General features: G+C 63.4%; 20 protein-coding genes and 1 other RNA gene. 4 read left to right on the top strand and 17 right to left on the bottom strand.

Annotated elements, in window-relative coordinates; all coding sequences use genetic code 11:
• The first annotated feature begins 110 nt into the window (after window positions 1–110).
• Entirely contained in the window at window positions 111–857 is a 747-nt protein-coding gene (locus OIU93_RS14215) for a PspA/IM30 family protein (protein ID WP_264270734.1), read from the top strand.
• Window positions 858–1,759: 902 nt separating this feature from the next.
• On the opposite strand, the gene ssrA is transcribed toward OIU93_RS14215, so the two are convergent.
• From ssrA to OIU93_RS14290, 15 genes are all read right to left on the bottom strand, one after another.
• Window positions 1,760–2,129: a transfer-messenger RNA gene (gene ssrA, locus OIU93_RS14220) on the bottom strand.
• Between the two features lie 157 nt (window positions 2,130–2,286).
• Complete coding sequence (gene smpB, locus OIU93_RS14225; RefSeq protein WP_264270735.1) at window positions 2,287–2,769, bottom strand: SsrA-binding protein SmpB; 483 nt, start codon at window positions 2,767–2,769, stop codon at window positions 2,287–2,289.
• Window positions 2,770–2,825: 56 nt separating this feature from the next.
• Complete coding sequence (locus tag OIU93_RS14230; RefSeq protein ID WP_264270736.1) at window positions 2,826–4,280, bottom strand: peptidoglycan DD-metalloendopeptidase family protein; 1,455 nt, start codon at window positions 4,278–4,280, stop codon at window positions 2,826–2,828.
• 52 nt (window positions 4,281–4,332) lie between these two features.
• Entirely contained in the window at window positions 4,333–5,247 is a 915-nt protein-coding gene (gene ftsX / locus OIU93_RS14235; protein WP_264270737.1) for a permease-like cell division protein FtsX, read from the bottom strand.
• Entirely contained in the window at window positions 5,244–6,071 is an 828-nt protein-coding gene (ftsE, locus tag OIU93_RS14240) for a cell division ATP-binding protein FtsE (protein ID WP_264270738.1), read from the bottom strand. The genes ftsX and ftsE overlap by 4 nt, the downstream gene beginning before the upstream one ends.
• Window positions 6,072–6,362: 291 nt before the next feature.
• Entirely contained in the window at window positions 6,363–6,995 is a 633-nt protein-coding gene (locus OIU93_RS14245; RefSeq protein WP_264270739.1) for a CoA transferase subunit B, read from the bottom strand.
• A gap of 3 nt (window positions 6,996–6,998) precedes the next feature.
• Entirely contained in the window at window positions 6,999–7,805 is an 807-nt protein-coding gene (locus tag OIU93_RS14250; protein WP_264270740.1) for a CoA transferase subunit A, read from the bottom strand.
• Window positions 7,806–8,128: 323 nt separating this feature from the next.
• Window positions 8,129–9,244, bottom strand: a complete 1,116-nt coding sequence (prfB, locus tag OIU93_RS14255) for a peptide chain release factor 2 (protein WP_264270741.1) — start codon at window positions 9,242–9,244, stop codon at window positions 8,129–8,131.
• Between the two features lie 165 nt (window positions 9,245–9,409).
• Entirely contained in the window at window positions 9,410–9,814 is a 405-nt protein-coding gene (locus OIU93_RS14260; protein ID WP_264270742.1) for a hypothetical protein, read from the bottom strand.
• 91 nt (window positions 9,815–9,905) lie between these two features.
• The gene (locus tag OIU93_RS14265; RefSeq protein ID WP_264270743.1) at window positions 9,906–10,346 is read right to left on the bottom strand and encodes a hypothetical protein; all 441 of its coding nucleotides are present in this window, start codon (window positions 10,344–10,346) and stop codon (window positions 9,906–9,908) included.
• Window positions 10,339–10,722: a TadE family protein gene (locus OIU93_RS14270; protein WP_264270744.1), complete on the bottom strand. Its 384-nt coding sequence runs from the start codon at window positions 10,720–10,722 to the stop codon at window positions 10,339–10,341. The genes OIU93_RS14265 and OIU93_RS14270 overlap by 8 nt, the downstream gene beginning before the upstream one ends.
• Window positions 10,723–10,756: 34 nt before the next feature.
• On the bottom strand, window positions 10,757–10,951 hold the full coding sequence (locus OIU93_RS14275) for a hypothetical protein (RefSeq protein ID WP_264270793.1): 195 nt from the start codon (window positions 10,949–10,951) through the stop codon (window positions 10,757–10,759).
• A gap of 205 nt (window positions 10,952–11,156) precedes the next feature.
• Window positions 11,157–12,098 (bottom strand): type II secretion system F family protein, encoded by a 942-nt coding sequence (locus OIU93_RS14280; RefSeq protein ID WP_264270745.1) that lies wholly within the window; start codon window positions 12,096–12,098, stop codon window positions 11,157–11,159.
• On the bottom strand, window positions 12,095–12,946 hold the full coding sequence (locus tag OIU93_RS14285; protein ID WP_264270746.1) for a type II secretion system F family protein: 852 nt from the start codon (window positions 12,944–12,946) through the stop codon (window positions 12,095–12,097). The genes OIU93_RS14280 and OIU93_RS14285 overlap by 4 nt, the downstream gene beginning before the upstream one ends.
• The gene (locus tag OIU93_RS14290; RefSeq protein ID WP_264270747.1) at window positions 12,943–14,172 is read right to left on the bottom strand and encodes a CpaF family protein; all 1,230 of its coding nucleotides are present in this window, start codon (window positions 14,170–14,172) and stop codon (window positions 12,943–12,945) included. Before OIU93_RS14290 ends, OIU93_RS14285 begins: the two co-directional genes overlap by 4 nt.
• Window positions 14,173–14,558: 386 nt before the next feature.
• Between OIU93_RS14290 and OIU93_RS14295 the strand changes: the two genes are divergently transcribed.
• Window positions 14,559–18,665, top strand: coding sequence for an FtsK/SpoIIIE domain-containing protein (locus OIU93_RS14295; RefSeq protein WP_264270748.1), 4,107 nt, complete (start codon window positions 14,559–14,561; stop codon window positions 18,663–18,665).
• A 38-nt stretch (window positions 18,666–18,703) separates the two neighbouring features.
• Here OIU93_RS14295 and OIU93_RS14300 read toward each other — a convergent pair whose 3' ends face one another.
• Window positions 18,704–19,147: a hypothetical protein gene (locus OIU93_RS14300; RefSeq protein ID WP_264270749.1), complete on the bottom strand. Its 444-nt coding sequence runs from the start codon at window positions 19,145–19,147 to the stop codon at window positions 18,704–18,706.
• A gap of 327 nt (window positions 19,148–19,474) precedes the next feature.
• Here OIU93_RS14300 and OIU93_RS14305 point away from each other — a divergent pair, with 327 nt between their 5' ends.
• Together OIU93_RS14305 and OIU93_RS14310 are read left to right on the top strand one after the other, a co-directional pair.
• Window positions 19,475–19,723 (top strand): WhiB family transcriptional regulator, encoded by a 249-nt coding sequence (locus OIU93_RS14305; protein WP_007271814.1) that lies wholly within the window; start codon window positions 19,475–19,477, stop codon window positions 19,721–19,723.
• Window positions 19,724–19,888: 165 nt separating this feature from the next.
• The gene (locus tag OIU93_RS14310) at window positions 19,889–22,036 is read left to right on the top strand and encodes a Stk1 family PASTA domain-containing Ser/Thr kinase (RefSeq protein WP_264270750.1); all 2,148 of its coding nucleotides are present in this window, start codon (window positions 19,889–19,891) and stop codon (window positions 22,034–22,036) included.
• A gap of 165 nt (window positions 22,037–22,201) precedes the next feature.
• On the opposite strand, the gene OIU93_RS14315 is transcribed toward OIU93_RS14310, so the two are convergent.
• Window positions 22,202–23,572 (bottom strand): class II 3-deoxy-7-phosphoheptulonate synthase, encoded by a 1,371-nt coding sequence (locus tag OIU93_RS14315; protein ID WP_264270751.1) that lies wholly within the window; start codon window positions 23,570–23,572, stop codon window positions 22,202–22,204.
• Between the last annotated feature and the right edge of the window lie 106 nt (window positions 23,573–23,678).

The raw sequence follows: 23,678 nt of genomic DNA on the forward strand, positions 1-23,678 counted from the left end.
ACGGCCACCTGCCACGGCCGGCCCCGCCCCTTGATTGCAGTAACGCAGTTCCGGCACACGGAAGCGCGACAGGGAAAAGTTCAACAAGACAGTCAACGAAAGGTCTCACCGTGGTAAAGCAGTCTATTTTTGGTCGTGTCGCACAGCTGGCCAAGGCCAATATCAACGCCATGCTCGATTCCGCGGAAGATCCGCAGAAGATGCTCGACCAAATGGTGCGCGACTACACCGACAACATCGCCGAGGCCGAAACCGCCGTGGCGCAGACCATCGGCAACCTGCGCATGATGGAGGAAGACTACACCGAGGATGTCCAGGCCGCCTCGGATTGGGGCAACAAGGCACTGGCCGCCTCCGGCAAGGCCGATGAGTTCCGTTCCGCTGGCGACGGCGCAAATGCCGACAAATTCGATTCGCTGGCCAAGGTCGCCATCCAGCGCCAGATGCAGTCCGAGTCGGAGGCGAAGTCCGCCGAGCCAACCATCACCTCGCAGCGGGACATCGTTGACAAGCTCAAGTCGGGCCTGGACGCCATGAAGTCCAAGCGCCAGCAGCTCCTTTCCAAGCGCGACGAACTCGTTGCCCGCGCCAAGTCCGCCCAGGCGCAGAACCAGGTGCAGGAAGCCGTGAAGAGCATTGACATCATGGATCCCACCAGCGAAGTCAGCCGCTTCGAGGAAAAGATCCGTCGCGAAGAAGCCAGAGTGCGCGGTGCCGCCGAACTCGCCTCCTCGTCGTTGGACGCCCAGTTCAACTCGCTGGAGGACCTGGGCGAGCAGACCGAGATTGAGGCACGTCTCGCGGCGCTGAAGGCACCGAAGTCCGCGCCGTCGATCACCACGGGCGCCGGCGAGTAGCCTTCACCCCCACCCGCCATGGCATCCCGCGCTCTGCCGAATGAGGGGGCGGACGGCGGCGGAGCGCACCGGAATCGATCCGGTGCCCCGCCGCTGTCCGTCCCCTTTAGGCTGTCCGGTGACGGGAGCCGAGCTTCGTTCGGACGCATGAATCCCGCGAACGAGGCAGGGCGCTCCCCCGCACAAGGGAGGGCTCTCCTGAGCTTCTGGAAGCCAACCTCGATGGCTCGGCAGCGGCTTGTCCACAGATTTTCGCCGCCTCTGGAAACGGGGTCCACACATCAGCTCTGCTCAATGGCATGCACATCGAGCAATTCGACCGGAACCGGAGGAACGGCCCCGGACACGGCGGAGACCCTTTCAGCCCCGGCCACGCAGTGGACGGGGTCGATCGTCTGCTCTCATTGCTCGCCGCGGAGGAATTCTTCGTCGCCACCGCCACCGAACTGGCCATCCAGACCACCTCCCCCACCGAAGCAGCCGCACTGGCGCTGGTCGTGGAACGCGCGGAACGACGTGGACTGCTTTCGTCTAGATCCTCGCGGCACAGGGCGCCCAACGCACCCTCGCCCACGAGTTGTCGCTTGACTCACTCGAACAGCTCTCCGCCGCGATCGCCCACCCGGCGGCGTGACCAGCGCCGAGAATTCTGGTCCGGGCTGCAGTGCCCACCACCATGACTTCCATCCTGGGAAACTGAACTTGGTCCGGGACATGAACGGCTTGCCTGGAGTCCTGCTGCCCAAGTACATGGACCCGGAACAGATTCCACGCCGAAATGACCACTGGCAACATCGACGCATAACCAACCCAACAATGTTTTAAGCAGGTGGGGCCTGAATAGACGATTACTCGTTAACGCAAGAAACGCCCTGCGGATCCGAAGATCCGCAGGGCGTTCATTGTGGAGATGGGGAGAATTGAACTCCCGTCCGATGTGGTGTTGCCAGGTCTTCTCCGGGCGCAGTTTGCGTTGGATTTTCTCTGCCCCAGCCGTCATGCAAACAAGCGGCTGATCCGGGCACAGTTACCTAAATTATGCAGGTCGTTCCGGTAACGATAACTTCCCGCAGTGGCTATCTAAATGACGTAAGGAACAGGGGCGATAGCATCCCCTGGCTTACGGACTGTCTGGCTGCTTAGGCAGCGAGAGCGAAGTCAGTGCGCTTTGAGTCGGCACTTATTGTTTTGCAAAGAGCGTTAACGAGATAACTTTGCATCCTCGGCCCGCTTCACATGTCGCGACTCACACCGTCGAAACCGATCATCCCCGTATTTTGTTGTCAACGGGCAGCTTGCGCCACCCCAACCACACGCATCAACCGTGCATATCTAGTCTAACGCACAATCGCCTCACGTCTATTCCCTGTTGGACCGCGGCCAAAAGGAGTGGAGGGAACCGGTGGGTTCCCGAGACGAGGATGCGCAACTACTCACGAGCTCCGCGATTACGTTCCCTCATCGTGCGAAGCGCCTCGCGATTGTCCTGTTTTTCACGCAGGCTCTGGCGTTTGTCGTATTCCTTCTTACCGCGCGCAACGCCAATTTCGATCTTGGCACGCCCGTTCTTGAAATACAGGCTCAGCGGTACGATCGTCAGACCGGATTCATTGATCTTGCGTTCAATTTTCAGCAGCTCTTGGCGGTGCAGGAGCAGCTTGCGTCGCCGCCGGGCTGCATGGTTCGTCCACGAGCCATTGAGGTACTCCGGGATGTAGACATTCTCCACATACAGTTCATTGCGGTAGAACTGGCCGAATCCATCAACCAGCGAAGCCTTGCCCTCGCGCAGGGATTTCACTTCAGTTCCGCTGAGCACCATTCCGGCTTCGTAGGTATCGAGAATCTCGAAGTCATGTCTGGCCTTGCGGTTGCTGGCAATAATCCGCTGTTCCGAGTCTTTCTTAGACACGTTGGCAACTCCTCTCCGCGAGTGGTTTCGTCACTTGGCGAGCTTATAGCTTACCGCTAGAGAAGTCCCAATGGGTTTACGGCCGCACCATTAAGAATCGTTTCGAAGTGCATGTGGCAGCCGGTGGAGTTGCCGGTCGTTCCTACGTAGCCGATGAGCTGGCCCTGCTGAACGTTCTGGCCGACACCGACCACAATCCGCTGCATGTGATGGTAGTTCGTTGCCAGTGCCCGGCCCTTGACCACGCCGTGGCTGATCGTGACCTTGTTTCCGGAGCTTCCGCCCCAGCCGGCCATCCAGACCTCTCCGTCCGCAGCTGCGCGCACTGGAGAGCCGCATTGTCCGCCGAAGCCCCAGTCCACTCCGGCATGCACGTAACCGCCTCGTCCACCGTAGTCGATGGTTCCCGCAGGAGTGGGCCGCCAACCGAAGCCCGAGGTCTGACGTCCGCCGCTCACCGGCTTGATTAAGCCCCATGAGCTTCGTTCTGGCGGAGCAGCTTGCGGAGCGGGTGCAACGTACTTGGGTTTAACGTACGTGTTCTTCTTCTTCTGTCGAGCGGCTTCTTCCCTGGCCTCCTTGGCCCGAGCTGCCTCTTCACGTTCCCATTTCGCTTTGGCCTCAGCCTTGCGCTTGCGCTCAGCCTCGGCAGCCTTGCGCTTGCGCTCGGCTTCCTCACGGATCAGGCGCTCCTGGCGCTCCTTGATTTCCCCGTTGATCCTGACCTGGTCAGCCTCTTCGGCGCGCAGCTTCTGCTGAATGCGCGGACGCTGGGCGAGGAGCTCGGCACTCAGCGCGTCCGTCTGGGAGATGATCCCATCAAGTTCACGCTTCTTGGACTCGGCATCGTCACGGGCGACTTGCTCGCGCGCCAGCGCCGCATCGGCGGCGGACTTGAGGTCGGTAATTTCAGCTTCCACTGCAGCCAGACGCAATTTCGCGTTGGCGTCGGTCGCCGACTGTTCGGACAAGGCATCGAGGGCGGCGTTTTGCGACCGCATGGCTTGGTCTGCTAGATCCATGCCCGCGGCCAGATTGCCGTCGGAAGTGGCGTTCATGAGCAGTGAGAGGTCCGAGGAGACTCCGCCCCGCTTATAGGCTTCCGTTGCAATCTGTCCGATGATTTGCTTGGAATCCTCAAGCTTCGCCTTGCCCTCGGCGATTTTCACGTTCAGCTGATCGCGTGTTTCGCGAGCCGCTTGGACCCTCCGGGCCAGATCGGCCGCTTCATCCGCGGCCCTTCGCACCCGGCCCTGTGCATCTGCCAGGGCCTGTTCAGCCCCGGGAAGCTGAGCCTGCAGTCCTCGAAGCTTCGCATCGGTGACCTTGATATCGTCATCGAGGACTTCCAAGTCCTCGGAGAGGTGATCGATGTTCTGTTCAACTTGGCGCTTTTGGTCATCTAGCTCATCCGCGTGGGCACCCACGCCCCCGGAAACCAAGAGGGCGATCGACAATGCGCCCACGGCTCCCGAACGCGCCATACGGCACCATACTGCTTTGGCTAACATAAATGTCCTTTGAGTCCTCGGTGAACTGAATTATTCATAGGTAGGCGGCGCCCTAAACCTTCAAGTACCGCCGCAAGGTTACCAACGACGATACACCAGCCAAAACCACGCCCAGCAGGATCAACCACGGTGCCACCAGGAAAACTTCGCCGGTGGATATGAAGGCAGTGTCCTTGTAGTCGAGCGCAAGCTTCCCGTCGATAAGGAACCTTACCGCCGCCCACAAGACGCCACCGGCCAACAACGCGCCAATCAATGCCGAGATAACGCCTTCCAAAATGAAGGGCAACTGGAGCGAGGATTTCGAGGCCCCCACCAGGCGCATGATGCCAGTTTCGCGGCGACGTAAGTAGGCGGACAGGCGAATCGTTGTTCCAACGAGCAACACCGCGCAAAGGATCATTACGCCGGCAATGCCGATGGCAACGAAGGATGCGATGTTGATGATGGAGAAGATCTTCTCGAGCAGCTCCCGCTGGTCGACCACCACATCGACTCCGTCCATCGAAGAGAAGAGTTCCTTGATGATCTGGTATTTTTCAGGATCAACCAAGGAAACCCGGAACGACTCCGGAAGCTGGTCGGCAGTCACGGTTTCGCTCATGGACGAGTTTTCGAACTGTTCGCGGAAGTGGGTGAGGGCTTGTTCCTTCGATTCGTATTCGAAGCTGTCAACATACGGCTTCACCGCCGAGGAGCCCAACATCGAATCAATTTCGCCGCGTTGGTCCTCGGTTACGGCACCTTCGGTGCAGTTGGTTCCTTCGTTGTGCTCACCGCACAGATAAATGGCCACCTGGACCTTGTCGTACCAATAGCCCTTCATCTGCGAGATCTGCATCTGCATGAGCGCCGCGGTACCCACGAAAGTCAACGAAATGAAGGTGACCAAGACTACGGAGACCACCATGGAGAGGTTTCGGCGGAGGCCAGTGCCTACTTCGCCGAGAATAAATCCGAGTTTCATGGCAAGTCGTCCTCAGTGTCAAACGGCGCGAAGGCCTGGCTGCGATTCGACGGTTTCTGCCACGTACTGTGATCGGCCTGCCGCAATTCGCGTGTTCCGTCCTGATTAATCACCGGGATCATCGAGGTGTACTCGCCAGAGCTCTCATCGCGCATGATCCTGCCCAAGGAAAGCTCAACGACGCGTCGACGCATGGAATTGACGATTCCATCGTCGTGCGTTGCCATAAGGACCGTAGTGCCGTTTTGGTTGATGCGGTCCAAGACGTTCATGATCCCGACGCTCGTAGCCGGGTCCAAGTTTCCGGTCGGCTCGTCGGCAAGCAAAATCTGCGGCTTGTTGGCAATGGCGCGGGCAATGGCCACACGCTGCTGTTCGCCGCCGGAAAGTTCATCTGGCTGGCGCTTTTCCTTGCCCTCCAGACCCACGAGCTTTAAGACCTCGGGCACGTGGTCGCGGATTGCACTTCGGCTCTCCCCCACCACCTGCATGGCAAAGGCGACGTTCTCGAAAACGTTCTTCTGCGGCAACAGGCGGAAGTCCTGGAACACGACACCGATGCCGCGACGCAGCTTGGGCACGCGCCATGAGGGAATGCGTGCAACATTTTGTCCGGCGACATGGACGGAACCACCTGTGGCGACGATTTCACGCAGGATGAGCCGGAGGAAGGTGGATTTGCCGGAGCCGGAGGCACCAACAAGAAACGCAAAGTCACCACGGTCAATTTCAATGCTTACGTCGTCGAGGCCAGGGCGCGCATTCTCCGAACCAAGGCGCGACTTCTGGTCATAGACCATCGTGACGTTTTCGAATCTAATCATCGCAACTCTGCCCGCGGGATCGCCGGCGCATGATCCAGGCACGGGACTTTGTTGAAGGAAGTAGCAAAGCCAGCTCTTGCACTCTATCCGTCCCGGCGGCACACAGTCGGCACAAAAAGCGGGTGTGTCACGAATCTGTGAGCCAGGTGAACGCACCCTGCGTGACCGATTCCCGGCTAACTGCATTACCCGCCAGTCAGCAAGCCCGGTGGGACCGTCCGCCGACCGACCCACGGCGCAACCACCGATTGGCCTCGGGTTATTCCGACCACCAACGCACGGTTGGAACTCCTACGGTAGCGCCAACGGTGCGTCGGTTGCGGCCCTGATCTGTTCAGGAGTGACACCGGGGGCGCATTCGACCAGCTGCAAGCCGCTGGCTGTGACGTCTATTACGGCGAGATCCGTGATGATGCGTTGCACCACCGCACGGCCAGTTAGAGGCAAGGTGCATTCCTTGAGAATCTTCGCGCTTCCGTCCTTCGCAACATGCTCCATCAAGATGATGACGCGCTTGGCTCCCTGGACCAGATCCATGGCACCGCCCGGGCCCTTGACCATCTTGCCGGGGATCATCCAGTTGGCGAGGTCTCCGCCGGCGGAAACCTGCATTGCACCGAGGATCGCTGCATCGATCTTGCCGCCGCGGATCATCGCGAAGCTCGTCGAGGAATCGAAGTAGCTGGCGCCCGGAAGCACCGTCACGGTTTCCTTCCCCGCATTGATCAGATCGGGATCGACATCTGCCTCCGAGGGATATGGGCCGACCCCAAGGATCCCGTTCTCCGATTGCAGCACCAACGTGCGGTCCGCGGGAACATAGTTCGGCACCAGCGTGGGCATGCCGATGCCGAGATTGACATAGGCACCGTCTGGCAGTTCAAGCGCCGCACGGGCCGCCATTTCATTGCGTGACCAAGGCATTGGTTAGCCCTCCTTTGCAAATGGTGCGTCGTTGGACGCGGCACCGGCCGACTGGACCGTCAGCTTTTCAATCGGTTTCTCAATATCGGGCCCCACCTCCACCACGCGGTGCACAAAAACCCCGGGTAAATGGATCGCATCGGGATCAAGCTCGCCGGGCTCTACCAAGTGCTCAACCTGGGCAATGCAGATCCTTCCCGCCATTGCGGCCACGGGAGAAAATTGCCTCGCAGCCTTGTTGAACACCAGGTTTCCATGGCGATCTCCGTATGCGGCGTGGACCAGGGCGTAGTCGGTAACGATGGCTTCCTCCAATACGAAGGTCCCCGGCTCGCCGCCGGGCGCGAAGTCACGCTGGTCCTTGGGCACGGAAGCCTGGACAATCGCGCCGTCGGGACCGTAGCGCTGGGGCAGTCCTCCATCGGCTACCTGGGTACCTACGCCGGTGCGCGTGTAGAAGGCAGCGATGCCAGCACCGCCGGCACGCAGCTTCTCGGCAAGCGTTCCCTGCGGGGTCAACTCCAGCTCCAATTCGCCGCTGAGATAACGGCGCGCAAATTCCTTGTTTTCGCCGACGTATGAAGACGTCATCTTCGAAATCCTGCCAGAACGTAGCAGGATGCCCAGCCCGTGGTCGTCGGTTCCACAATTGTTAGAGACGACCTTCAGGTCGCCGACCCCGGTCTCTAGCAGCGCCTGTATCAGTACATTTGGGTTGCCCGAAAGCCCAAAACCGCCCACGGCGATGGACGCGGACTCCGGAATGTCCGCCACCGCTGCATTTGCTGATTCGTAGGTCTTGTCTAGCATTCCTGCGCTCCTGGGATTGCGGGTGGACGGTGCGATAGGCCACGGGCCTGTCTGCACCAGGCTTATCGCGCGGCGGAATTGGTCCCCGGCTTGCGACTACCCTGTAGCCACATCGTAGGACGTCCAGTGGCGGAATTCACCCATCCGGACACAATCGTTCCAGCAACGTGTTCTTGGAGCGATGTGCCTTGCGCCGTTGCAGGAGGTACCCCAAACTAACAAGGAGGCCCCCCGGGCACGCGATGAACGTGCCCGGGGAACCTCCCTTGTCTTCGTCCGCTGTGCGGCTCGGTGCCGGGCCGGTGTTCGGCCGGAGTGAATGTCTAGGACTGCGGACGGCGCTGTGCCGCCCTCCAACGTATCCCGGCGTCGATGAAGTCATCGAGCTCGCCATCGAACACGGCGGAAGTGTTTCCGACCTCGTGTTCGGTGCGCAGGTCTTTGACCATTTGGTAGGGATTGAGCACGTAGGAGCGCATCTGGTCGCCCCACGAGGCTTTGACGTCGCCGGCCATCTGCTTCTTTTGTGCGTCCTGCTCGGCCTTTTTCACCAGCAGCAATCGCGACTGGAGCACGCGCAGAGCCGCCGCACGGTTTTGGATCTGCGACTTTTCGTTCTGCATAGACACCACAATGCCAGTGGGGATGTGCGTCATGCGCACCGCCGAGTCGGTGGTGTTCACTGACTGTCCACCCGGACCCGAGGAACGATATACGTCGACGCGGATCTCGTTTTCCGGGATCTCGATGGAATCGTTTTGCTCAATCAGGGGTATGACCTCAACAGCGGCAAATGACGTCTGGCGTCGGCCCTGGTTGTCGAAGGGCGAGATGCGCACCAGGCGATGGGTTCCGGCCTCAACCGATAGCGTGCCAAACGCGTAGGGCGCGTTGATTTCGAAGGTGGCTGATTTCAAGCCAGCCTCTTCGGCGTAGGAAGTGTCCATGACCCGCGTAGAGTAGCCGTGCTTTTCGGCCCAGCGCATGTACATCCGCATCAACATTTCTGCGAAATCGGCGGCATCCACGCCTCCGGCACCGGCACGAATTGTCACAACCGCCTCGCGTGCGTCGAATTCACCGGAGAGCAGCGTCACCACTTCCAGGTTCTCCAATGCCTTGCGCACCGACTTTAGCTCGGTTTCCGCTTCCTGCAAGGTATCGGCGTCAGCCTCCATCTCGGCGAGTTCCACCAGCACTTCCAAGTCGTCGATGCGGGTGCGGATGCTCGTCAGACGCTCAAGCTCAGACTGGCGGTGCGAGAGCTTGGATGTGACCACCTGCGCCGCGGCCGGGTTGTCCCAGAGATCGGGAACACCCGCTTCCTCGGAGAGCATCGCGATGTCGGCGCGGATGCGCGGCACATCGGAGACCTCTTCGATGGAGGCGTAGGTGGAACGCAGTGATTTGATTTCGGCAGAAAAGTCAGTTGAAGCCATGGTAGTTTCCAGCCTACGACATATAAGGCGCCACAATTTGCTTCGGGGCTTGGTTATGACAGATGAAGCCCCATCGGTGATCCTGATGGACGCCGTGGTCCAGTCAACGGCGAGGGCGGATCCACCCGTTCCCGCTGGCGGCCTTGGCCAGGTGCATTCCGCTATTCAACGTGAGAGCAACGTGCGGGCGTGGGATTCGACGTGGATAGACACCCCGCGCGGGACCACCCAGCCGATGATCGGTGGATGCACCACCGCGCCCAGGCGCACGTGCGCCGTAACTCCGTCGGGTTCCACGCCGGCGCTGACGATTCGCAGGTTCGAGAACCCTGCCCGGGCGTCAATGTCCGCAAGGTATTTTTCCGCTGCGTTTCGGACCTCGGACGGCTGCAACCGAAGCGAAGCGATCTCTCCGCCGCCTGCCGAGAGCTCAAAGTTGTCGGCGGCCGCGGCGACAGCCCCGTCTGCCACCGAAAGGAGCTTGTGTGCCTGCACGTTAACAGCCGTGGCCGCAAGCACCACGCTAATGGCCAGCAGCGAGATTGCGACCATGCCGATGATCAATATCATCGACTGCCCGCTTTCCGCTCTGGACGGGGAAGGTGACCGGGTGGCGGGCATTGTTGCGGTGTCAATGACGCGTCCAGCGGCCCCGCTGCTGCTACCCATATCGATCGACCCGCTGGGTGGCCTTGGATCCCACGTTGCCCGTGCGCCAGTTCCAGCCATCGGGAAGCATCGGCAGGACGGTCTCGACCGACACATTGATTGTCACGGTGCTTCCGGGTGAGAGACATGTCCCCTGGCAGCTGTAACTGAAATTGGTGCGTCCAGGCCCGATCTCCATGTTGGCGGCTGCCCGCTGAACGGCATCCGCCGCCCGGGCACGTCCCTGGCCCTCGCTTTGCGCCGTGACGAAGACCTTGGCGGCGTGGTCAGCCGCGCCGACCGCCGCGTAGCTTGCCGCCTGGACCTGTGCGGCGCCCACCACGAGGTACACCAGCGGCACCAGAAGCAATACCACCAGGAAGATGAATTCGATGATGGAGGAACCACTCTGAGGCCCGGGTGCCTCGCGATGGTCCTGCGGCGGGCTAGCCATATCGCACCGACTCTCCGTGCACCACGAACTCACCTGCGAACGGGATCATGCCGATGAGTGGAATTCCCGCCCGGACGGTGATCCGCACGCCGGGAGTTCCCCCGATGCTGATGGCGTTGGCCTGCACATTGGAAGCAAAGCGATCGCTCAGTGCTCCGCGGATGATGTCCTGCGTGCGACCCACACCGTCACCGGGACCACGGTCTGCCAACGTGCCATACCGGGCACCGGCCGCTGCGGCATCCATCAAGGTATTCCTGACGTGAAGCGCAAGAGTGAGCTGCAGGATGGCCAGAAACACGGCGATGAGCAGCGCGGAGACCATCACAAATTCGGCAACGGCCGATCCGCGCTGGTCGCCCCGCACTTCTTTCATTGAGGGCACGGCGAACCCTGGCATGCCCGTCCCTTTAGCCCAGGCCCGAAACCCGGTTGATTGCCTGGTTGAACAGCTCTTCCAGCCGGGGACCGGCGATAGCCAGCAGCGCTGCAACCAACAACGCGCTCATCAAGGTGATCATCACCCATCCGGGCACGTCGCCACGTTCATTGCGCTTTACGCGTTCGGCCAACTCCGTGGCGCGGGTACCTGCCCACATGCCCATGCCGAACATCAACAATCCAAACTGCCGTGCGATCCTCATGTCATTTCTCCTTGCCGGTTTGTTGCCGCGCCGTCCGCCGGCGCGAGTGCCTGGTGCTGCTAGCCATGAATTTGGTGCCGCTCCGTACCTGCCGAGTTCCCGCGACAGTCGGACACGTCGGGATCCCGTCCGGGTTCCGCTGCTTGCCCTGCTTCTGCACCTTTCGTTAGTAGTTCATGTCGATCAGCGAAAGTCCCGGATACACCGCGAAAACGATGGTCAGGGGCAGTATGCCGAAAACTATGGGTACCATCATGCCGATTTCCTTCTTGCCCGCGGTCTCCATCAGCTCCCGCTTGGCAGCGTCACGCACGTCTTGGGCCTGCGCCCGCATGACCGCGGCGATTGGCGTCCCGCGCTCACTGGCCACGATGATCGCGTCGACGAAACGCGTCATTGCCGTGAGCTGAATGCGGTCGGACATGTCGGACAGGGCGCCGGCCAGTGTCGCGCCGGCGCGGACATGGGCAAGGGTGAGGGAAAATTCCTCGCTGAGTGCACCTCTGGATGTGCGCGCCACCCGTTCAATCGAGCCCACAGTACTTTCCCCCGCGGCCACGGCCAGCGCCATGAGCTCGGCGATCGTGGGGAATTGGTTCAGGATTCGCTTGCTGCGGCGGGTGGTCTGCTCCCCGAGGTACCAGTCGCGCAGCAGGTAGCCGCCCACCGCACAAAAGACGAGGACCACCAGTGCCAGCATCGGGTTGAAGCGACCGGCCACAATGTTCAGGCCGATCAGGGCGGCGCCGAGCAACGTCAACCCGGCCGACCACAGAAGCTGTTGGGCGCGAAAATCCAACACGCCGATCCGCAGCCCTGCACGCGCCAGTCGCCGTGCCAGGGCCTCGTTGCTCGGATTCAGCCGCTGCGACATTCGTGCCACATCGGCCAGGACCGGACCCACGATGCGCCCGAGCGGTCCAAAGGGGGTTTGCGCGGCGAGCGGTTCGACGAGGATTCGTGAACCGCTCCTGCCGGCGCGAAGGTGGGGAGCCAGACGCTGGGAGAAAGTCACAGGGCGCATCGCCGGGATCCGGACCAGCACGAGCCATAGTCCGCTGCCCAGACACAGACCCAACACCAATGCCAGGATCGTTGTGGTGCTCATCGAAACACCCGTTCTTCCTCGGGCAGGCGTCCGATGCGCATCATCGCCCGGTAACAAAGGAAGGACACCGCCAGGCCGCCGGCGAGCACCAGCATCCCGGTGACCGTGGAATACGCGTAGACCGCCGCCGGCTGCCCGGCCAACAGCAACAGGATGACCCACGGGGCGGCGATGGCAAGCCGGGCCGCCGACACCGTCCAGGACTGCCGGGCCTCGAGCTCACCGCGAGTCCGGGCAGCATCGCGCAGGAAGGAGCTGAGTGTGCCGAGCATCTCTCCCAGGTCGGTGCCTCCGACTTCGCGGGTGATGCGAAGGGCCTCTACAATCTTGTCGGCGACCGGATCGGCCAAGCGTGCAGCCAGACGTTCGAGCGAATCGTTGAAGCGTGCCGTCGCCCGGTAGTCCAGGCCGAATTCCGTGAATGCCGGACGCAGCGCCTCGGGCCCCTGTTGCCCCAGCTGGGTGAGCGCCTCGGGCAACGACATCCCGGCTCTGATTGCCGATCGCAGGTGGTCGACAACGTCAGGCCATTGTTCCCGGAGATTCGCGGCGCGCTTGGTGGCCTGGTGCGCCACGAGCACCCACGGGGCACCCGCGCCGAACCCGGCGAAGGTCAGGGCGATCAGCGGCGCTCCGGTCAGGATGAGAACTACCAGTCCGACGATGACCCCGGCGGTGATCGAAGCGGAGATGAATCCGCCCCGGGTCACCTTGTCCAGCCCGGCATGCAGCAGCAGGGTTTCGATATGTCCATTGCCGGCTCGCGATCCCGTTCCCGCCACAGAGGTGAAAGAGCGATAAACCAGCAGCAACCCGAAGCCGAGGGTGAGTCCTAGGAACACACTCACGCCACCAGCCTCCCCAGTTCCGCGACGTCGATGCCGGCGTCAAGCAATTTCGGGTGTGCAAGGTCCGCTGCGGGTTGCAGTTCCAGCACCCCTTCAACGTGCTCGAACAGCGTCGTTGTTTCGATCGCACCATTTTCCACGCGCCGGCCCAGCGCCATGATCTCCCCCACGAAGCGCTTTCCCGCCGCGTCGCGCCGGCAATGCACCACCAGGTCGATGCAGGCCGCCACCGTCGGGATGACGAAGTTCGGCGAGATGTTCTCTCCTGCCAGCAACGGCAAGGTGCAGATCTTGGTCAACGCGTCATGCGCGGAATTCGCGTGGATTGTTGAGAGCCCTGGCAACCCGGAGTTGAGAGCGATCAGCATGTCAAGTGCCTCGGCCTCACGGACCTCGCCAATGACCAACCGGTCAGGACGCATGCGCAATGCTTCCTTGACCAGCCGCCGCATGTTGATTTCGCCGTTGCCCTCGAGGTTCTGTTGCCGGGTCTGCAGTCCCACCACGTCGCGCAGGTTGATCTTGAGTTCGAAAATCTCTTCAATCGTCACCACGCGCTCTCGGCTGCCTATCGAGGAGGCAAGGCAGTTGAGCATCGTCGTCTTCCCGGCCTGTGTGGCCCCTGAAACCAGCACGTTCAACCCAGCTCCGACGGCGATATCCAAGTAGTACGCCGCTTGCCGGGACATCGAGCCGAGCTCCACCAGGTGGTCAAGCCGGCTGGCCCTGGCGATGAACTTGCGGATGTTCACGGCCCAGTGTCTTCTGGTGATATCCGGGATGACCACGTGGAGTCGTGAGCCGTCTGGCAACTGACAGTCAACGAAGGGCTGGGAAAGATCCAGGCGGCGCCCGGAGGACTTGAGCATGCGCTCGACCAGTGCCGGAATCTCGGCCTCGAGCAATCTGATCGAAGTCAGCTCCGAGGTGCCTCCGCGAGCGGCAAAGACCTCGTGCGGACCGTTGATCCAGATTTCCTCGACGTCCGGGTCATCGAGCAGGGGCTGGAGGGCGCCGAGACCGGCAACAGCGTCCATGACCCGTCGGCGGGCGATGCCCAATTCCCCCAGCGCCGGCAACACGCCGAGCAGGGAACGTTCGTCGTAGTCGCGGACCACTTCGTCAACCAGACGCCGGACCTCGCCCACCTGGGTGGATGGGTCGAGCCCATGCCTGCGGATGAGCTCGCGTACCTCATCCTCGACTATCGCCAGTCCGTCAGCCATCGTGCTTCCCTACCGTGACCCGTCCCGGACACTGCCGGGAGCGGCGCCGTTCGCCGAAGCGCGTGGGGAGGCGGTGCCTGGCGGTGGCCATGCTCGGCATCCCTTTGTGTTGTGCTGGTGAGCGACGGTATCCAGTTAGTTGCTAGACGCAATATGGCGACCCTATCCCGCGCGCCGGGCCAGCTTCAAGGCTCCTGCCAAATCTGTGGACAAATGACTATGTATCGGTCCCCCGTCCACAGACGGGCAAGGTCTCGGTGGTTGCCAGTCTCCGGATTCCCTAGATTGGGAGGGCGCGCCGCCCGGCGCCGAGAACGTTGCCGACTACGGCTTCCGGCACAGTCCGTCAAAGGCACAAGGGCCTAAACCAGCGAAAGGCGGTGCACGTGGCAGGGAAACTCCACATCCGGCTCAATTCCCCCGCATTGGGCCAGCCGGTGCTGCTCGAACTGGCGGCCGCAGAACCCGTCAGCGGCCTTCGGCTGGCCGGTGTCCTGGCCCCACGCTGGCCCGGCATTATCTGGCATTGGGCGGGAAAAGCACTCACAGACGTCCCGCGGCTGCCGATGTCGGGAAGGATCCTGCTCTCCGACTCGCCGGTGGGGCCCGAACCCCACCGGCACCCTCGCTCGGACGGGCATGATCCCGCCGTGCTGGTGGTGATGCGGGGTCCCGATCCCGGCGGAGCCCTGCCTCTTCGTCGCGGGGTCTATGCACTGGGACGCGGCGAAGTCGACCTGCCCATCGGCGATCTGAGGCTCTCGCGCCGTCACGCGCTGTTACGGGTGACCGACACTTCCATCGTGCTCAGTGACGAAGCATCGTCCAACGGCGTGTGGTTCGCCCAAACGCCGATCCTTGAGCGGCGACTGCTCATCGGTGATTCATTCACCGCCGGAGGGAGCGACTTCGCGGTGCTCCCGGCTCGTGGGCTCTCACCGGGTCCGGTGCAATGGCCGTTGGAACCAGTCCCCCTCGCCGCGGACGAGCCCGGCAGCAGGCTGGCGATGTTGCTCATCGGGGCCCTTGCGCCGCTTGGTCTCGGGTTCGGATTGTTCCTGATGACACGCAGCGTGTTCTTCCTGGCCTTCTCCGCCATTTCGCTGCTCACCGGAGGGTTGCCCGCGTTGCTGCTGCTTCGGGCCAAGGCACGCTTCCGTCGGGCCTGGGCCCAGGCAACGGTGGCGGATGCGAAGCGGCGCGAGGACTTGGCTCCTCTCTTGGGTGCGGTGGCGGCAGGACTTGCCGGCGGCTGCATCGTGGACGGGGCCGGTTTCCCGGCGCTGGTCATCGGGCACGGCCGCCTGGCCGCATGGTTGTGCAGCGGATCCGGCGCCGATCCGCCCGCCCCGCGGCTTGCACGCGGAAAATCCCGAACGACAGCGGGACCGCAGAGCCGACGGCGCCGGCGCACCAACGCGTTCGCCAACTTCCGGGCCACGCGAGCCGACGCCGAAAACGCGGATCCGTCTAACCTCGGCATACTGCAAGATTCCCCCGTCCCGCTGCTTCTGCACGCAGGGGCGATGGTGTGGTTCCCAGGGTTGGAATCAGGTTGGGGCCCGGTGCTGCGCGGCGTGTTGGTACGGTGGCTTCCGCTGTTGGCCGCGGGCACCCTGGAGGTGGTGGTGTTGGGCCCGGCTGGTTTTCTGCCCGCTGAATTCGCAATGCTGCCCGGTGTCCGGGTGCTCCCCGCGGATGCTAAGCTGCCCTCGACCCACACCCCCAGGATCGTGCTGTGCACCGGAGTCCGGAGTACACAACATGCCCAACCGGTTCCCCCCGCAACCACCGATGCCGGTCCGACAGTGTGGTTCCACTGCGGCGGTTCGGCACCGGTCGCCGGAGCCGAGGCGCACATCGACTGCCGGTCCGGTCGGTTGGTCCTGCAGTCTTCGGGCCGGGAACACAATCCATGGCTGTGGCCCGCACCGCCGGCGCGTGGGATAGCAGGGGGTCGCGCGCCCGGATCGCCGGGACACGCTTCACCTCGTGGTTCCGGACCGGCGAAAAACCCCGGACCGGGACCGGTTCAAGACGGCGATCTCACGGACAGCTCCCTGCCCGTGGAGTTGGAGGGGATCGGGTTCGACACCCTCGCGCGTGCCATCCGGCGGCTGGTGCCGCTGGATGCGGCTGGGTTGGATCCGGTCAACGAAGCCACCTCTGCGACCCCGACGGGCGTCACCCACCGCACGGGAGCCCTCATCGGGGACACCGCCGAAGGGCCACTGCACCTGGACCTCGACGCCGACGGGCCACACCTGTTGGTCGCCGGAACCACCGGTTCGGGAAAATCCGAGTTGCTTCGCTCCTTGGTGCTGGGCCTGGCCACGGGAACCGGACCAGACGCTTTGGCATTCATGCTCGTCGATTTCAAGGGAGGTGCCACGCTGGCCCCGCTGTCCGTGCTGCCGCACGTCCAGGACTTCGTATCCGACCTGGATGCTGCCGCCGGGGAACGGATCCTTGAACTGCTGGGGCACGAACTTCGCCGGCGCGAGGCATTCCTGGCGCAGCATGCGGCCACCGACCACCGGGACTACCTGCGATCGCGCACCGCCACCGACCCGCCGTTGCCCAAGCTCGTGGTGCTCATCGACGAATTTCGCGTTTTCGCCACCGAGCTGCCCGAGGCACTGGAACGGGTGGTCCACATCGCCACTGTCGGCCGCTCGCTGGGGATCCACCTGGTGCTCAGCACCCAACGGCCGGCCGGGACCATCAGTGCACCATTGCGCGCCAATATCGGCTCGGTCATCGCGCTGCGCACCATCGGCGAATCCGAATCCAATGACCTGATCGGCTCGGCCGCGGCGGCGCGGCTGGATGCGTCGACCCCCGGTTTGGCATATTTCCGGCGCGGGGGTGGCTCCCCTGTGAAGTTCCGGGCACGCGTCAACGCCCGTCCGAGCGTCCCGGCGCGGTTGCGGGGATTCGGCCCCTGCCTGGACGAAGTGCACTTCGATGAGGAGGTGCCCGCCGCCCGACCCGGCGCCGCATCCAAGGCAGCGGTGGACGAAGCCCCCGGGCAGACCGTGCCCGGTTCCGAGTTGACCGCGCAGGTGGAATCCATCCGTGAGAGGCACCGCGACGTCGAGCCCGCCCCGAACCCGTTTTCCGCAGCGCTCCCCCGGCACCTGCCCGCGATCCCCCGCTCGGTGCTCCGGCAGGTATCGGGGCACCAGGGGGTGGTCGGGATGCTGGATCGTCCCCACTTACCGCAGGCAGGTCCCCTGGTCTTCACCCCTCAGTCCACGTCCCGGCTCATGGTCTGCGGCCTGCCGGGCTCCGGCATCGAGCGGGTGCCGGAATTGCTGGTCCATGCCGTGAACCGGGGGTCCTTTGGAATGCCGTCCTTCGTACTCGACGGCAACGGCACCTTGGGCGCGCTGCGCGACCATCCGGCGGTGTCGGGCTATCTCGGCCCCGGCGACGCTTGGCGCATCAACGAGCTGCTGCTGCAACTCGGGGACCCAGGGCGCGGCCAACCGTTGCTGCTGGTCGTTTGCGGACTCGGCGGCTGGGCCCAGGCGCTGGAGGGCAGTACGTTCCTGACCCTTGAGGCGATGCTTGCAGGCTTTGCACGCACCGCACCCGAACTGGGACGTGCACTGGTCGTGTGCGGGGACCGGGACCTGACAAGTTCGCGGGCCGCATCGCTCTGCGAGAGCCGCTGGTATTTTCCGCGCGGTGCCGGCCCCGAGGTACTCATGGGATGGCCGCAACTGCGCAAGGTTGCCTCCCACGTGGGCCGTGGCGTGTTGCTGGACCCCGAGGGGCCACCGCGTGGGACGGAATTCCAGCTGCTCGACGGGGCCGCCTCCATGCCGATGCCCGTGGGCCAGGTGCCAGAAACATGGCTCCGTTCACTTCCACTGCCCGAGGTCTTGTCATCGTCGGATCTGGAAACCGCCGCCTGGGGACAGACCCAGGGAAGTCGTGGTGCTGCTGAGTCCCCGTCGTCGTTGTCCGTGGGGGTCTGCGGTCCGGACAACCGGCCGTTCATCTGGTCCCCGGGCCCCTGCGGGCTGGTCATTGGGCACGAAGGGGCAGGCAAGCGGACGCTGCTGGAACACCTCGCCGGATTGGCCGGTTCGGGTCAACTGCACACCGTGCACTTTGGCCCGGACGACGAGTTGCCCGCCCATGTCGAAGAGTTCCTCAACTTGCACCCACTAGCCGAACGCGTGCTGGTGGACCGTGCCGACCTGCGCGTGGCCCAGGCCTCCCGGGCCGCCGAGGTGTTACTTGCAGCCCACGTCCAAGTGATCCTTAGCGCCGAGCCCTCGGCTCGCTTGCTCTTCGAACTGGGACTTTCATCGGTGGTGCGGGACCAACGCTCATTTTTGGTGCTTGACCCGCAATTCGGTGGTGACGCCGACCCCAGCGGGTTCCGGCTTCAAGCCGCGGCCACGAGCTTGCCGGGACGTGCCTTCGCCATGGATCGCGGAACGATTCGGCAGATCCAGTGCGTGAACCGCGCAGCGTGATCCATGCGAGCGGGACCGGCCCCGGAAAGTGTCGACGGTCAGCTTTCGGGCTCGGCGTCGAATGAGGGACGATCGCCCAGGAACGCGGTGGTGCGCGGGTCGAAGATGAGGACGATGATCAGGGCGGCGGGAACCAGCCACAGCCAAGCCATGAGCGTATCTCCGGTTTGGAAGTAGGGAATCGCCAGGATGATCTGGAAGACCTGCCACATCAGGACCGCCGCACGCGTCCAGGCCCGCGCCCGGAAGAAGTGGTGCGCCACCAGCAACTGCCAGACGCCTGCTGCTGCGATCAAAACGAGCATGAAGATGCGGGCTCCCATGCCCAACGCACCGGCCTGGCCCAGCGCCATGGCGTAGGTGAAAGCATAGAAGAGAACGGCGAGGCCCTCGAGGACCAAAAGCCCGGAAACGAGTAGCACCGAGATCGGGCGGCGTTGGATCGCGGGGCGGACGGGCTTTGGCGCTGGCTGGTTCATCACTCCCCAAATCTAGTATGCGCAGCCTTCCCGAGGCCAAAGCCGGAGCCTGCCCGGGTGTGACAAACGACCACACAATGAGGCAAAAAATGCCCTTGTCACAGAGGTGGAAACCTGTTAGTCAGACCCGTAAAACCGGTGCTTGTGACCAAGCACTCAAGGTTGTGGAGGTATTTGCAACACAGGACTCTTGTTTACGTGAACGTAACATGAAAACCTTGTTAGGCAGTCGTTCGGGTAAGGCATTTTTCCCGCCGCGCTGCTTTTGTCCCGGCTTTTTATGCTGGGCAATCCCCTCACTTTTCCTAGACACAAGGAGCATCATCAAGCATGGATTGGCGTAGCCGCGCGGCCTGTCTGGACAAGGACCCGGAACTTTTCTTCCCGGTAGGAAACACCGGACCGGCCCTGCTCCAGATTGAAGAAGCCAAGAGTGTCTGCCGACGGTGTCCCGTAGTGGACACCTGCCTGGCCTGGGCCATCGAATCCGGCCAGGATGCAGGTGTTTGGGGCGGCATGAGCGAAGACGAGCGCCGGGCGCTCAAACGCCGGGCAGCACGGGCTCGTCGAGCCTCCTAGGCTGATCGGTGCATCACAGCACCTTCACGTGAGGGGTCGGTTCCACGGGAACCGGCCCCTCACCTGCATTTCGGCTTCAAGCCGGGCAACACGGGCAGCGCAAGAACCTCGCCGTTCCCGTGTTGCGGACTCCACCCACCCCCTAGCACTGGTTACCATCGATAAGTGACAGAGCCACACACCGACCCCCGCATAGGCACGACGCTTGATGAACGCTATCGGCTCGATGCCCGCATCGCCGACGGCGGAATGTCCACCGTGTACCGCGCCATGGACGTGAGGCTGCACCGCACCGTCGCCGTGAAGATCCTGCACGCGCATCTGGCTTCCGACCCCGTCGTCCTTGAGCGATTCGCCTCGGAGGCGATCATTGCCGCCGGTCTCACCCACGACAACATCGTGGGTATACGCGACCACCACGTTTCGGGCACCACCGCCTACCTGGTCATGGAATACGTGCGCGGGCTGAATCTGCGCGAGTCGCTCGCTTCCCGAGGGCGCTACACCCCGCGCCAGGCATTGGTGGTGTTGCAGGCCATCTGCACCGGCTTGTCGGTGGCGCACGAGGAAGGCATCGTGCACCGCGATATGAAGCCGGCCAACGTGTTGATTTCGGACGAGGGTCGCATCAAGGTCGCCGACTTCGGGCTGGCGCGCGCCGCCTCGGCCCACACCAATGCCACCAACTTCTTCGGCACCGCCGCGTACATCTCCCCCGAGCTGGCCAAGGGTGAACCGTCAGACGAGCGCAGCGACATCTACGCCGTCGGGATCATCGCCTATGAGCTGCTCACCGGGCGCCAGCCCTTCACCGCGGAAAGCGCCTACGGGCTGGCCTTCAAGCACATCAACGACGATGTCCCGCCGCCCTCGGCGATCGTGCCAGGACTTTCCCCGGAGATCGACGAGTTGGTGGCCTATTGCACCAACAAGGACCCGGAGGACCGGCCGCAGAACGCTTCGTTCCTGCTCAGCGACCTCAAGCAGATCCATGATTCGCTCACTCCGAACCAGCTCGACCTGGGCTCCGAAACCCTTGGCGGGCTCAAGGACCTGATTCCGCCGGCGACTTCCGCCCACACCACCGTCCACGACCGCCTTGCACTGGCCCAGGAATACCGTGACTCCGCAGCCGCCGGCCGGGCTTCCGGCGATGCCGCCACCATGGCATTGTCAGCCGCTTCCGGCGACGAGGCTACTCCCTCTACGGACGACACCACCGTGCTGGCAAGCGGTTCGGACCACACGCAGGTGCTGGCCGGTTCATTCTCCTCCACCCAGCAAGTGGACCAGGGCCACACCCAGGCGCTGCAGGCTCAGCTCCAGCGACCGGTTTCCGCGCGGCAGGCCAAGAGGAACGACAAGGCTGCCGACATTGCGTGGCGAAAAGACGCGCAGATCCCCACCCGCCAGCTGGATTCCCGGATCCCGACGCGCCGCAAGTGGCTCTTCGGGGTCCTGCTGACGCTCCTGGCAGCAATCGTTGCCGCCGTCGGCCTATTCTTTGGCATGGGCCCCGGGGCCCCCTTCACGATCCCGACACTGACCGGGGTCACCGGCAGCGAGGCGGTGCAACGCCTGTCGGACACCGGCGTCCAGGCCGGCACCCGCGAGGTATTCGACGACAAGCTTGAGCGTGGCCTCGTGGTTGGAAGTGAACCCGCCGCAGGGGAAACGATCCGCCGATTTCAAGGGCTCCAGCTCTTGGTCTCCAAGGGTCCCGAGCTTTTCTCCGTCCCGAACCTGACCGGCCGCACGCAGGCCGCGGCCGAGAAGGACCTGAAGGCCGCAAACCTGGCAGCCGGAAAGGTCTCGAAGAAATACTCCGAGGAAGTCGCCGAGGGCGTGGTGCTCGGCCATGATCCGGAGACAGGGGAAAAGCTGCGCCGCGGCACCAAGGTCGGGCTGACAGTGTCCCGTGGACCGGCCCCGGTGGACGTCCCGGTGCTTGCCGGCATGTCCCCCCAGCAGGCGGATTCCGAACTGAAACAGGCCGGGCTGAAGGGCAAATCCTCCGGAAAGGAATACAGCACCTCGGTGCCGGAAGGTGCAATCATTTCGCAGCAGCCTTCCGGCGGCCAGGTCGAGCGCGGATCCACCGTCGAATACGTGGTTTCCCGCGGGCCGCGGATGATCGAGGTACCCAACATGCAGGGCAAGCAGCTCGCTGAGGCACGCCGGGAGCTCGAGTCCCTGGGCTTCAAGGTCCAAGTCGAGGAGTTGCTGGGTGGGTTCTTTGGGACTGTTCGTTCGCAAAGTCCCGCCAATGGCAAGGCACCGGAGGACTCGACCATCAAGCTGGTCGTGGTCTAGCAGCGGCAGCCCCGGGCTCCCGCTGACGCTGATCGCGCAGCGTCCGGCACTGCCGGAGTTCAGAGCGATCCATCACCCGCGGAAAACAGCAATGGCCGGGTTCCTTTCCCTGTGTATCAGGGTGAAGGAACCCGGCCATTGTCTTGCGGTCGGTGCGTGTTGCGGCTAGCCGCGGACCCCGCGCTTGGCCAGTGCCCCGGAGACCAGGAAGGCCATTTCCAGGGACTGCTTGTGGTTCAGGCGCGGGTCGCAGACCGACTCGTAAAGATCGTCGAACTGTTCCTGGCGGATCGGGTCGGCACCGCCGAGGCACTCGGCCACATCGTCGCCGGTCATTTCCACGTGCAGGCCGCCGGGGTAGGTGCCCAGCGAGTCGTGGACCTCGAAGAAGCCGCGGACCTCGTCCATGACGTCGTCGAACTTGCGGGTCTTGTAGCCGTTTTCACTGGTGACGGTGTTGCCGTGCATCGGGTCGGTGACCCAAAGGACCTGGGCTCCGGAGGCCGTGACCTTCTCGACCAGGTTCGGCAGCTTCTCGCGGATGTTCTTCGCACCCATGCGGGTGATGAAGGTCAGGCGCCCCGGTTCGCGGTTCGGGTCCAGCTTGTCGATGAGCGCCAGGGCGTCTTCAGGCGAGGTGGTCGGGCCGAGCTTCACGCCGATCGGGTTGCGCACGCGGGAGAGGAAGTCGACGTGCGCGCCGTCGAGCTGGCGGGTGCGCTCACCGATCCACAGGAAGTGGCCGGAGGTGTCGTAGGGCAGCTCGGTGCGCGAGTCGGTGCGGGTCAGCGCACGCTCGTAGTCAAGCAGCAGGGCCTCGTGGGAAGCGAAGAACTCGGTGCGCTTCAGTGCCTCGAAGTCGGCGCCGCACGCATCCATGAAGCGCACCGCGCGGTCGATCTCGCCGGCAAGCTGCTCGTAGGCGGTGTGCGCCGGGTTGGCCATGAAGCCCGCGTTCCAGGAGTGCACGGAGCGCAGGTCGGCAAAGCCGCCCTGGGTGAAAGCGCGGATCAGGTTCAGCGTGGCCGAGGAGGTGTTGTAGGCCTCCACCATGCGCCGCGGGTCGTGGGCACGGGACTCGGGAGTGAACTCGTAGCCGTTGACGATGTCGCCGCGGAATGCCGGCAGGGTCACCCCGTCGCGGGTCTCGTCGTTGGAGGAACGCGGCTTGGCGAACTGCCCGGCCATGCGCCCCATCTTGATGACCGGCATCGATGCGCCGTAGGTCAGCACGACTGCCATCTGCAGGATGGTCTTCACCCGTGCGGAGATCTTGTCGGCGGTGGCACCGTCGAAGGTCTCGGCGCAGTCGCCGCCCTGGAGCAGGAAGGCCCGTCCCTGTGCGGCCTCGGCCAGGCGCTCGCGCAGCACGTCGACTTCGCCGGCGAAAACCAGCGGCGGACGTGAGCCGAGTTCGGACACGGACTTGGCATAGTGCGGGTGCTCGCTCCAGGTCGGCTGCTGGGCGATGGGCAAGGTGCGCCAGATGTCCAGTGCGGGGTCGGCAGCGGGACCGGCCGGGGATCGTCCGGACATTGAGGAAGTCGAAGATAGCTGAGTCACCCTCTAAGGGTAAACCGCTTTCGGGTCCGCGGGACATTCAGTGCGTAACCCTCGGAGTCGACGGGTTCACAGTGCCGGG

Source organism: Paeniglutamicibacter sp. ZC-3 (assembly GCF_025847175.2).
In the GTDB taxonomy this organism is placed as follows: Bacteria; Actinomycetota; Actinomycetes; order Actinomycetales; family Micrococcaceae; genus Paeniglutamicibacter; species Paeniglutamicibacter sulfureus.

What these genes read in the sequence shown, in the direction of transcription:
- OIU93_RS14230 (WP_264270736.1), bottom strand. Translation starts at nt 4,280, where the DNA reads ATGTTAGCCAAAGCAGTATGGTGCCGTATGGCGCGTTCGGGAGCCGTG.
- ftsX (WP_264270737.1), bottom strand. Translation starts at nt 5,247, where the DNA reads ATGAAACTCGGATTTATTCTCGGCGAAGTAGGCACTGGCCTCCGCCGA.
- ftsE (WP_264270738.1), bottom strand. Translation starts at nt 6,071, where the DNA reads ATGATTAGATTCGAAAACGTCACGATGGTCTATGACCAGAAGTCGCGC.
- OIU93_RS14245 (WP_264270739.1), bottom strand. Translation starts at nt 6,995, where the DNA reads ATGCCTTGGTCACGCAATGAAATGGCGGCCCGTGCGGCGCTTGAACTG.
- OIU93_RS14250 (WP_264270740.1), bottom strand. Translation starts at nt 7,805, where the DNA reads ATGCTAGACAAGACCTACGAATCAGCAAATGCAGCGGTGGCGGACATT.
- prfB (WP_264270741.1), bottom strand. Translation starts at nt 9,244, where the DNA reads ATGGCTTCAACTGACTTTTCTGCCGAAATCAAATCACTGCGTTCCACC.
- OIU93_RS14260 (WP_264270742.1), bottom strand. Translation starts at nt 9,814, where the DNA reads ATGATATTGATCATCGGCATGGTCGCAATCTCGCTGCTGGCCATTAGC.
- OIU93_RS14265 (WP_264270743.1), bottom strand. Translation starts at nt 10,346, where the DNA reads ATGGCTAGCCCGCCGCAGGACCATCGCGAGGCACCCGGGCCTCAGAGT.
- OIU93_RS14270 (WP_264270744.1), bottom strand. Translation starts at nt 10,722, where the DNA reads ATGAAAGAAGTGCGGGGCGACCAGCGCGGATCGGCCGTTGCCGAATTT.
- OIU93_RS14275 (WP_264270793.1), bottom strand. Translation starts at nt 10,951, where the DNA reads ATGGGCATGTGGGCAGGTACCCGCGCCACGGAGTTGGCCGAACGCGTA.
- OIU93_RS14280 (WP_264270745.1), bottom strand. Translation starts at nt 12,098, where the DNA reads ATGAGCACCACAACGATCCTGGCATTGGTGTTGGGTCTGTGTCTGGGC.
- OIU93_RS14290 (WP_264270747.1), bottom strand. Translation starts at nt 14,172, where the DNA reads ATGGCTGACGGACTGGCGATAGTCGAGGATGAGGTACGCGAGCTCATC.
- OIU93_RS14305 (WP_007271814.1), top strand. Translation starts at nt 19,475, where the DNA reads ATGGATTGGCGTAGCCGCGCGGCCTGTCTGGACAAGGACCCGGAACTT.
- OIU93_RS14315 (WP_264270751.1), bottom strand. Translation starts at nt 23,572, where the DNA reads ATGTCCGGACGATCCCCGGCCGGTCCCGCTGCCGACCCCGCACTGGAC.